This is a genomic window from Streptomyces sp. NPDC127177, assembly GCF_042672475.1.
Lineage (GTDB): Bacteria > Actinomycetota > Actinomycetes > Streptomycetales > Streptomycetaceae > Streptomyces.
In genome coordinates this window covers 1-10,698 of the sequence record NZ_JBHXUW010000051.1, presented here as the reverse complement: position 1 = coordinate 10,698, position 10,698 = coordinate 1, and the positions used below count along the sequence as shown (strand labels likewise).

General features: G+C 70.5%; 7 protein-coding genes. 3 read left to right on the top strand and 4 right to left on the bottom strand.

Features of this window, described 5'->3' with window-relative positions; all coding sequences use genetic code 11:
- The 4 genes from ACFVJX_RS27185 to ACFVJX_RS27170 all read right to left on the bottom strand — a co-directional run.
- A partial coding sequence (locus ACFVJX_RS27185) for a beta-ketoacyl synthase N-terminal-like domain-containing protein (protein ID WP_384135484.1) occupies positions 1–3,374 on the bottom strand: 3,374 nt, incomplete at its 3' end.
- A 58-nt stretch (positions 3,375–3,432) separates the two neighbouring features.
- Positions 3,433–4,320, bottom strand: a complete 888-nt coding sequence (locus tag ACFVJX_RS27180; RefSeq protein WP_384135481.1) for a thioesterase domain-containing protein — start codon at positions 4,318–4,320, stop codon at positions 3,433–3,435.
- Positions 4,304–4,570: an acyl carrier protein gene (locus tag ACFVJX_RS27175; RefSeq protein ID WP_384135478.1), complete on the bottom strand. Its 267-nt coding sequence runs from the start codon at positions 4,568–4,570 to the stop codon at positions 4,304–4,306. Before ACFVJX_RS27175 ends, ACFVJX_RS27180 begins: the two co-directional genes overlap by 17 nt.
- 10 nt (positions 4,571–4,580) lie before the next feature.
- Complete coding sequence (locus tag ACFVJX_RS27170) at positions 4,581–5,873, bottom strand: NAD(P)/FAD-dependent oxidoreductase (protein ID WP_384135475.1); 1,293 nt, start codon at positions 5,871–5,873, stop codon at positions 4,581–4,583.
- A 408-nt stretch (positions 5,874–6,281) separates the two neighbouring features.
- Between ACFVJX_RS27170 and ACFVJX_RS27165 the strand changes: the two genes are divergently transcribed.
- The 3 genes from ACFVJX_RS27165 (at position 6,282) to ACFVJX_RS27155 (ending at position 10,637) form a co-directional block, all read left to right on the top strand.
- Entirely contained in the window at positions 6,282–6,698 is a 417-nt protein-coding gene (locus tag ACFVJX_RS27165; RefSeq protein ID WP_384135473.1) for a DUF3291 domain-containing protein, read from the top strand.
- Positions 6,695–8,248, top strand: coding sequence for an MFS transporter (locus ACFVJX_RS27160; protein WP_384135470.1), 1,554 nt, complete (start codon positions 6,695–6,697; stop codon positions 8,246–8,248). Before ACFVJX_RS27165 ends, ACFVJX_RS27160 begins: the two co-directional genes overlap by 4 nt.
- Positions 8,249–8,726: 478 nt before the next feature.
- Positions 8,727–10,637 carry a protease pro-enzyme activation domain-containing protein gene (locus ACFVJX_RS27155; protein WP_384135511.1) on the top strand — a complete coding sequence of 637 codons (1,911 nt, stop codon included), beginning with the start codon at positions 8,727–8,729 and terminating at the stop codon, positions 10,635–10,637.
- Positions 10,638–10,698: the final 61 nt, after the last annotated feature.

Here is a 10,698-nt window from a genome sequence, read left to right as displayed (position 1 = left end):
CCCGGCTCCAACATCTCCGCCGGATAACCCGTCTTCTCCGCCACCACACCCAACAACGCCTCCAACACCCCACTGTCAACAACCACAACAGGGGCAGACGCCACAGGAACAGCCACAGCGGGAGCGGGAGCAACAGGCTCCTGGGTGACGACCGGCGCCACCGGCTCCTGGGCCACCGGCTCCGGGGCCGCCTCGGCCCCCGGGGCCGCCTCGGTCTCGGCCGCCGGCTCCTCGGCGCCGCGCAGGGCGTCTATGAGCAGCCGGGTGGCGCGCTCGTGGCTCGAAGTGATGGACGTGCCGTGCTCCTGGATCAGGCGCAGGGCGGCGTCCGTGTCGGGGTGGGAGCCCGCGCGGACGGAGTCCTCCAGGGACTGGACCGCCTGCCGGATCGTCGTGACGTGCGAGTCCAGGATCTCGGCCTGGAGGCCGAGCCCTTCCCGTACGACGTCACTCAGCTCGTCCCCCGCGCCCGTCACGACCGCGGCCGGTGCCGGGGCAGGGGCGGCGGCAGGCGCAGGGATCGCAGCCTGGGTCACGGTCGGCTCGGCGAGGGCCTCTTCGTATGCCGAACGCCGGGCGTCTGTCACGTAGTTGATGCCGCGCAGCGGGATCGTCAGGCCCTTGCGGGCCGGTGCGACGAGCTCGGGCTCCGTGTGGTCGTCCACGCCCGTGACCGGCAGGCCGAGCACGGCGAGTTCGACGACCGCCCGCTTGAGGGCCACCTCGCTGTCCTTCGAGGGGCCGCCGTCGACCGCGAGGGAGACGACGTCGTCGCGGCCCTCCAGGATGCGGCCGATGAGGTCGGACAGCACTCGCTTGGGGCCGAACTCGACGAAGACGCGGTAGCCGTCGGCGTACATCTGCTCGATGCGTGCGGCGAAGTCGACGGGCTGGAGGAGCTGGTCCACCAGGGTGCGGCCGTTGGCGGCCGGGTCGGTGCCGTAGCTCGCGCCCGCGGTGTTGGCGTACACCGGCACGGTGGGCGTGCCGAGTCCGACGCGGTCGACCGCCTCGCGGAAGGCGTCCGCGGCGTGGGCCACGAAACGGGTGTGGAAGGCGGCGGAGACCGGGAGCCGCTTGGCGTGGACGTCACGGCCCGCGGCGTCGGCCACCAGGCGGTCGATCTCGGCGGTGGGGCCGCCGACCACGATCTGGCCGGGGGCGTTGACGTTGCAGACGCTCACGTCGCGGTAGCCGGTGACGAGCTCCTGGACCACGCTCTGATCGGCGCGGACCGCGGCCATCGCGCCCGGGTCGAAGGCGGTGGCGCCGGCGGGCGGCGCCATGGCCAGGCCTCGGGCACGGGCCAGTTCGGCGAAGCCGTCGTCGTCCAGCGCGCCCGCCGCCCACAGGGCGGTGAGTTCGCCGAAGGAGTGGCCGATCGTGCCGTCCGGGGTGAAGCCCAGTTCCTTGAACCAGGCGAACTGGCCCGCCGACAGCGCACCGATCGCCGGCTGCGCGAACTCCGTGCGGCGCAGCCGCTCCTCCTGCTCCTTGCGTCCTTCGTCGGTGAAGGCGGGCGGCGGGAAGACGGCCCGGCCGAGGGTCTCGGCGCCGGAGGTGAGCTTGTTGGCCCTGTCGTAGGCGGTGAGCACCGAGGGGAGCGCCAGCGCGGCGCGGCGGCCCATTCCGACGTACTGGCTGCCCTGGCCGGCGAAGACGGCGGCCGTCTTCGCTCCGGTGGGCAGGGCGGCGCGGCGGTAGGTGATGCCCTTGGGGTGCTGCCAGGACGCGGCGTCGGGCTTGGCGCGCAGCAGCCCGACGGCCACCGTCCGCAGCTCCTCGAACTCCTCGTCGTCGCGGGCCACGATGCCGATGCGGGCGTCGCCCGCCGGGACCCAGCCGACCGGGTCGGCGGCGGCGCCGCGCTCCAGGGAGCGGGCGAGTGCCTCGGGGTCGGCTGCGTGCCAGATGCCCGTGCGGGCGACCGGACCGAGGACCTTGGGGGCCTCGGCTGTGTCGTGCTCCTCCAGCACCATGTGGAAGTTGGTGCCTCCGAAGCCGAAGGAGGAGACGGCGGCGCGGCGGCGGTCGCGGGACGGGTCGAGGACCCAGGGGCGCGCCTCGGAGCTCACGTAGAAGGGGGTGCTCGCCGGGTCGACGGCCTCGCTGGGCTTGTCGACGTTGATGGTGGGCGGCAGGACCTTCTGGTGCAGGGCGAGGGAGAGCTTGATGAGGCCGGCCGCGCCTGCGGCGGCCTTGGTGTGGCCGATCTGCGACTTCACGCTGCCGACGGCCGCGTAACCGAGGTCGGCGGGGGCGTCCTCGGCCTGGTCGCCGGTGACGAAGGAGCCGAGCGCGGACAGCTCGGTGTGGTCGCCGACGGCGGTGCCGGTGCCGTGGGCCTCGAACAGCTCTACGGCTCCGACGGGCAGGGCCGCGTCCTCGTACGCGCGGCGCAGCGCGAGCTGCTGTCCCTCGGCGCGCGGGGCGTAGATGCTCTTGAAGCGGCCGTCGCTGGAGGTTCCGATGCCACGCAGCACGGAGTAGATGCGGTCGCCGTCGCGCTCCGCGTCGGCGAGCCGCTTGAGGGCCAGCATGCCGATGCCCTCGCCGATCAGGGTGCCGTCGGCCGAGGCGTCGAAGGGCCGGATGACCTGGCTCTTCGAGAACGCCGGGGTCTTGCTGAAGCACATGTACATGAGGATCGTGTTCTCGGCGTCGCAGCCGCCGGTCAGCATGAGGTCGGCGCGGCCCTCGATGAGCTCGCTGACGGCGAGCTTGGTCGCGGCGAGGGAGCTGGCGCAGGCGGCGTCGACGGTGCAGTTGGTACCGCCGAGGTCGAAGCGGTTGGCGATGCGTCCGGCGACGACGTTGCCGAGCATGCCGGGGAAGGAGTTCTCCTCCCACGGGATGTACGCCTTCTTGAAGCGGCGCGCGATCTCCTCGGCGTCGGCGTCGCTGAGTCCGACGCTCCGCACGACCTCCTTGAGCACCGGGGTCTGGAGGCGCGCGGAGAGCGGCTGGGTGAGGGAGTTGGCTCCGGTGACACCGAGGATGACGCCGGTGCGGGAGGGGTCGTACCAGCCCGATCCCTCGGTCCCGGCGTCCCGCAGTACGTCACGGGCGACGGTCAGGGAGAGCAGCTGGAGGATGTCCGTGACCTCGAGGGTGTTCGGCGGCAGGCCGAACTCCATGGGGTTGAACGGGGTCTCCGGCAGGAAGCCACCGCGCCGGGCGTAGGTCTTGTCCTCGGCGGTGGGATCCGGATCGTAGTAGTCGTCGGTGTTCCAGTGGGTGGACGGAACGTCCTCGATGCAGTCGTTCCCGTCCACGATGTTGCGCCAGAACTCGCGCACGTTGCGGGACTTGGGGAACAGGCCGGCCAGCCCGACGATGGCGATGGGGGTTTCGGCCAGACGTGAGTAGTGCACGACGGTCCTCTCGGTCAGATGCGCCGGGTGGCGGTGGCAGCGCTGGTGCGGTGGTCGGTCAGGCGGCGGCGGTATCGGCCGGACGTCCGGACAGCACGGCTGCGGTACGCGGGTCCCGGAGCATCGTGTAGTGATCGCCGGCCACGGCCAGCTGTCGTACGGGGCGGTTGCTGAGCCGGCTCCAGCCGAGGTCGCCGCTGTCCGGGAGCAGTGACCGTTCGGGCTTGACGAGGGTGATCGCCCGGTCCAGCGGGCCCGGTTCGTACGGTGCGGTGCAGCGGTTGTTGCGGGTCAGGCCACCGTGGTAGGCGGTGTACAGCTTTCGCAGTCCGGCGAGTTCGGTGTCGGCCGGCAGCAGGCCCTGGGCGGTCGCGGCCGCCAGTACGGCGGGCAGGCCCTCCTCGGCGGTGGCGACGGGGGGCAGGCTCACGGTGAACGGTCGGTCGCGCTTGGCGCCGAGGTACATCGCGAACCAGTCGAGCAGCATCCGGGGTTCCAGCACCTCGTCGGTCCGCTTGAACGCGGGTACCGGCGCGATGCTGTCGAGCAGGACGAGTTCGTCCAGCGCCCCGGCGCGGCCCTCGGCGGCGAGCCGGGCGGCGATCTCGAAGGCGACGACGCCGCCGAAGGACCAGCCGACCAGCGAGAACGGTGCGTCGCCGGGCGTGGCGGCATCGATCTCGGCGAGACAGCGGGCGGCCAGTTCGGGCACCGTGACGGGCTCGGTCCGGGGGTCGATGGCCGCGGCGAAGAAGGCCGGGACGTTACTCAGGTCGAGGAGTGACAGCGCGGTGTCCGACGGCAGTTCTCCGGCGAACGGCTGCCAGGCGGAGGGTGCCAGCGCTCCGGGGTGGACGGCGTAGAGCCGTCGTGCCGTGCCGCTTCCCGGGGAGGTCAGCGGCGTCAGTACCGGGCGGCCGGCGGAGGGGTCAGGCCGCTGCGACATGGCGCGCGTTCTCCTCGGCTATGTGCTCGGAGAGCGCGGCGATGGTCGGGTGGTACCAGAGGGCTGTGGCCTCCAGTTCGAAGCCGAGCCACTTCTCCAGTTCGCCGGCGAGGATCAGTGCCTCGGTGGAGTCGAGGTCGAACTCGTCGAAGTAGCGCTCGACGTCGACCTGGTCCTTCTCCACCCCCAGCCGGGTTGCGAGCTTCTCGACCAGCCAGGCCTGTGCTTCGAGAGCGGTGACACGCTGCATGGGAGTTCCCTCACTTCTTGATGTGGCGGGCGATGGACTCGGCGGCCTTGAGCCCCGAGACGTATCCGGCTTCGTGCGAGCCGATCAGGTCGTGGCCGATCTTCGGGGAGTGGAAGTACGACCCGGCGAGCTTGACCCGCCCCGTGTCGTTGACCTGGTAGATCGTGCGCTGCATGGTGCGCACGTCGAGGTCGATGATCGGGTGGGTGAAGGGGAGTTCGCGGATGACCGTCTCCTCGCGCGGGGCGATCGGGGAGTCGAGCGTCACGAAGTAGTCCTTCCGGGCGGTGAAGCCCTGGAGGGAGTTCATGTAGTACGCGACCCAGGTGCGCGGGGTGCCGTCGACGGTCTTGAGCCCGTAGTTCCAGCTCTGCCAGCGGGAGCGGTCCGGCGGCATGCTGGAGGGGTCGGTGTGCAGCACGGCCTTGGTGGAGCTGTAGCGGACCTTGCCCAGGATGTCGGCCTGGAGCGGGGTGGGACTGTCCAGGAGTGCCAGGGTCTGGTCGGCGTGCGAGGCGATCACCGCGTAGTCGTAGCGCTCCTCGCCGTCGGCCGTGGTGACGACGACGCCGGGGTTCTCGCCGTCCTCCTCGCGTACCCGGGTGACGGGGCTCGAGGTGCGCACGGTGCCGTTGAGGGCCCCCACGACGCGGCGCACGTACTCGATGCTGCCGCCGGAGACGGTCTTCCAGGCGACGGAGCGGCCGCCGAGGCCGCCGGGGTCGTGGGACATGAAGAAGGCGATGACGGTGGTGGCCGGCATCTCCCAGATCAGTTCGGCAGGCACCGACCAGACGGCGGTGGCGAGCAGCACCACGTACCCGTACTTGAAGGCGTCGGAGTATCCGCCCCGGTCCAGGTACTCCCCGAGCGCCATGTCGGTGCGCTTGCGCAGGAAGTCGCGCGGGGCCTCCTTGTGGAAACGCTCGGCGTCCCGCCACAGGGGCATGAAGTCGGCCGGGTAGCGACGGGCGATCTCGTCCTCGGAGAGCTCGAACTCGGCCGTGCCGTAGTCGAGCCCGCGGTCGAGGTCGAAGAAGTCGAAACCACCGGTGTGGTCCAGCGCGGTGGCGCCCACCTCCTGGAAGAAGGAGGTCAGCTGGGGGTAGGTGCGGGAGTTGAACACCACGAAGGCGGTGTCGATCCCGATGGTGCTGCCGTCCTCCTCGACCTCCACGGTCAGGGCGTGCCCACCGGGCCGGTTCTCCTTCTCGTACACGGTGACATCGACATCGTCCGGCAGATGGTAGGCGGCGGAAAGGCCGGATATTCCGGCTCCGATCACGGCGACACGAGTTGTCATGAAGGGTGGCCCCTCGGTTCGGGCAGTTCTCCGGAAAGGGAAGTGTTCGCTTTGTGCGACGACCGCCGGCGCGAAGAGAGCGAGCCCTCAGGAAGTGCTGATTCGTGGGTGCATCGCTCCGGTTGAGCCGGCGGGCCGCAACGTGCAAGGAAAGTAATTCGAGCCACGACGGAGGGTCAAACACCGTATCGCCGAACATGCGTGTTCCATCGAATTCATCGATGGCCCGCACCGGGGGTGTCCGGATCGTCGGGTACCGGACACGGGGGGCGTGAACCGGCCAACCGCGTCACTTCCCAGTAGTTGTGTACCACTGGATGTCCGGATCGGGGACGCGCGTGTCTCATGTGAGTAGCGGGTAATCCCTGCTGTGATCACGTGCTCCACGCCGAAGAGGAGATATCCCCCATGCCCACCATTCCCTGGATGCCCGGGGCCGCTGCCACCGAGTCCCCCGACTCCGGCGAGGCCGTGGTCATGGCATCGAAGCTCCAAGTGAAGTCGCTGCTCAGCGTGCCCCGGTTCTTCCTGTTGTCCCTGGTGGTGTGGAAGCAGGTCCGTTCGGCGCCCGGCACGATCGGGGCCTCGTTGCGCGCCGAGCCGTTCAAGAAGACGTTCTGGACGCTGTCCGCCTGGCGGGACCAGGAGGCGCTGGACACCTTCTCCCGCAGCAACCCGCACGCGAAGATCGTCGCGAAGCTGAAGCCGGTGATGGACCACTCGGTCTTCCTCTTCTACGGCGCCGAGCGCGGCGATCTCCCCGCCTCCTGGGACGACGCCACCCGGCGCCTGGCCGAGAAGGCCGCCAAGGAGGGCAGGAAATGAGCGCGGAAACGGAGACGACTGCTGCCGGCGCACCCCCGGCCGCGCCCGCGAAGCCGGTCATCCCGCACGGCAAGCTGATCCTGACGGCCGCCTGCCTGGGCCTGTTCATGTCGTTCATCGAGGTGACGTCGGCGATCTCGACGCTGCGGGCACTCCAGGTCGACATGAACATCGCCCCGGCGGACCTGAGCTGGGTGTCCAGCACGTACACCCTGGTCGTGGCGGCGTGTGTGCTGTCGGGCGGTGCGCTGGGCGAACGCTACGGACGGCGTCGGGTGTTCGTCATCGGCGTGGTCACGCTCGCGGTGGGTTCGCTGATCGTGGCGACGGCCGGCACGTTCCCGCAGGTGCTGGTGGGACGCGCCGTCAGCGGGGTCGGCGGCGCGCTCGTGCTGCCCACGTCACTGGCCATCATCACGACCACGTTCTTCGTGGACCTGCCGCGCATGCTGCGCTACATCACGGTGTGGGTGTCGGTCTCCGGCATCGGTCTGGCCGTCGGCCCGCTGCTCGGCGGGGCGTTGCTCGACGCCTTCGACTGGCAGGCCGTCTACCTGGTCAACACCCCGGTCGCCGTGGTCACGGTGGCGGTGACGCTGTACGCGGTCGCCGAGTCCAAGGTGCCGGACCGGCCCCTCGACCTGCGCGGCCAGTTCCTTTCGGTGCTGGGTCTGGGCACGCTGGTGTACGGGATCGCGACGGGCGGCCGGGCCGGTTACGACGATCCGGTCGTGCTGGTCGCCCTGCTGGTCGCGGCCGTCTCGCTGGTCGCGCTGGTGCGGGTGGAGCGGCAGGTCGCCGTGCCGATGCTGGACGTGCGCATGATGGGCTCCGTACGGGTGTCGGCGACATTGCTGGTGGCGGCGTCCGCGCTGTTCACCTTCGTCGGCGTGGTCTTCCTCGAGGTGCTGTTCCTCCAGCGCGTCCAGAACGTCACCGCGCTGAGCACCGGTGTGCGACTGCTGCCGGCGATGGTCTTCTTCGTGCTGTCGACGCTGGTGGCGCAGAAGATCTCCGGGAAGATCGGGCCCGGCAGGCTGCTGGCCGCCGGTTCGCTGATCGCGGCGGTCGCGGCGGTGCTGCTGGTCCGTCAGGAGCCGGACAGCGCCTACATCGTCACGGCCGTGGGCCTGGCCCTGGTGGGTCTGGGCAGCGGGTTCGTGGTCGCACCGTCGACCGCGGCCGCGTTCGCGGTCGTCCAGCCCGCGCAGATGGGTTCGGCGTCGAACGCGGTCACCGCGTTCCGGCAGGTCGGTTCGGTGCTGGCCACGGCGGTGCTCGGTGCCGTGCTGGCCGTCCGCTTCGTCGGCGCACTGCCGCGGACCCTCGCGGACGCCCATGTTCCGCCGCAGATCGCCACGGCCGTCGTGGACGTGGCCCGCAGCGGCAGCAGCGGCAGTGGCCGCCCCTCGCCGCCCGGGGTGACCGATGCCATTGCCTCTTCCTTCACCGTCGGTATTCACACCGGCCTGTGGGTGGTGGCCGGGGTGTCGTTCTTCGCCGCCGTACTGGCAGGCGTATTCCTTTCCCGTAAGGCTCCGGCTGCCTGAAAAGAAGATTCCAGCGCCGGTGAATCAGGCATTTGGATGAGGCCGGCGGAGATTTACCGGAATTGACCTTATGACCCTCCGTCGAACTGATCCCCTTTACTCACCGCCAATGATCGGGCGCGGCGATCCGAACAGAACATTCCGGCTGCGGGGCGTGCGATTCCCCGCAGCCGGAATTCGTTCCGCCGCGCTCAGGGCCCCCTCCACGCACGGGCAGCCGCCGGCGGGCCGGAGCTTCCCCGATCTATCGGGAGTCTTCGGTCACGGCGTCCGATCCTCCGCGATTCAGCACGAACCGACGTCCCATCATGGCCACTTGGCTGATTCTTGGTGATTGCATGCCCCGTACATGAGGCGTTCCTCGCCAGAGTGGCGGATTACATGTGCACATCATTCGGCACATGCTCCGTACGCGAGACCCACATCGCAGGGGGTTACTTTGAGAATCAGCCGCGCCGGACGACGCGCCGGGCTGAGCATGGCGGCGACACTGCCGCTGCTCGCCGGTGCGCTCGCCCTCGGGATACCCAACGCCAGCGCGGACTCCGCGCCGGGCGGCCGGGACGCGCTCCAGGGCACCAAGCCGGCCTGGGCCACCGCCACGGCCGACCGGGGAGCCACCGCCGACAGCGGAAAGGTCGCCGTCCGGGTCCACCTCGCCGGACGGGACGCGAAGGGGCTGGCCGCCTACGCGTCCGCCGTCTCCGACCCGCAGTCGGCGTCGTACGGGAAGTACCTGAGCGCCGCGCAGGCGCAGGCGCGGTTCGGGGCCACTCAGCAGCAGATCGACCAGGTCAGCAAGTGGCTTGCGTCCAGCGGGCTGACCGTCACCGGCGCCAACCAGCACTACGTCTCCGCCACCGGCGAAGTCGCCACGGCGGAAAAGGCGTTCAGCACCCAGCTGCACAACTACCGCAAGGGCAGCCACACCTACCGCGCCCCGGCCGCCACCGCCTCGGTGCCGGCCGCGCTGAGCGATGCCGTGCTGGCCGTTTCGGGCCTGGACAACGCCCCGCACACGGCCCGCCACGACGACGAACTGCCGCCGCCGGACGCCGTGTTCCGCAACTCCGGGCCGCTGTCCTCGTACTACGGGTCCAAGACCGCCTCCACCCTGCCGAGTGCCTACGGATCCAAGGTGCCGTACGCGGTGAAGGGGTACACGGGCAAGCAGCTGCGCGCCGCGTACGGGGCCGGCAGCTACACCGGCAAGGGCGTGACCGTCGCCATCACCGACGCGTACGCCTCCCCCACCATCGCGAAGGACGCCGCCGAGTACGCCAAGCGCAACGGCGACGCCCGGTACGGACGCGGCCAGCTCCGCCAGGTGCTGCCGGACGAGTACACGAAGACCGAGGAGTGCGGGGCCTCCGGCTGGTACGGCGAGGAGACCCTCGACGTCGAAGCCGTGCACGCCGTCGCGCCCGCGGCCGACATCGTGTACGTGGGCGGCGCGTCCTGCTACGACGACGATCTGCTGGACTCGCTGAACAAGGTCGTCGACCACCGGCTCGCGGACATCGTCTCCAACTCCTGGGGCGACGTCGAGGCCAACCAGACCCCCGACCTGGCGCTCGCCTACGACCAGGTGTTCAAGATGGGTGCGATCGAGGGCATCGGCTTCTACTTCTCCTCCGGTGACGACGGCGACAACGTCGCCTCCACCGGCACCAAGCAGATCGACGTCCCCTCCAACTCCGCCTGGGTGACCTCGGTCGGCGGTACGTCGCTGGCCGTCGGCAAGCACGACACGTACAAGTGGGAGACCGGCTGGGGCACCACGAACGCTCCGCTGGCGGCCGACGGCAAGAGCTGGACGGGCTTCCCCGGCGTCTACACCTCGGGCGCGGGCGGTGGCACCAGCTCCACCGTGGAGCAGCCCTTCTACCAGCGCGGCATCGTGCCGGACTCGCTGGCGAAGGCGAACGGGAAGACCCGGATGCGTACGGCCCCGGACATCGCGGCCGTCGCCGACCCGAACACCGGCTTCCTGGTCGGCCAGACGCAGACGCTGCCCGACGGATCGCTGGGCTACGACGAGTACCGCATCGGCGGCACCTCGCTGGCGGCGCCGGTCATCGCCGGTGTGCAGGCACTGGCGCAGCAGGCGCAGCACGGCCGCCCGATCGGCTTCGCCAACCCGGCGATCTACAGCCGCTACCACTCCAAGGCGTACCACGACGTGACGGACCACCCGCTGGGCGCGCACCACGATCTGGCCGTCGCCCGGGTGGACTTCGCCGACGGTTACGACGACGCCGAGGGGCTGCTGACCTCGGTGCGCAGCCTGGGCAAGGACGCCTCGCTCTCGGCGGTGCGCGGATACGACGACGTGACGGGCGTGGGTACTCCGGCCCCCGGCTACGTGAGCTCCTACCGCAGGCGCTGACCCGGCCCGGCCCCTGGCACAGGACCGGACGGCCGTCGCGGGGCACGGGCCCCGCGACGGC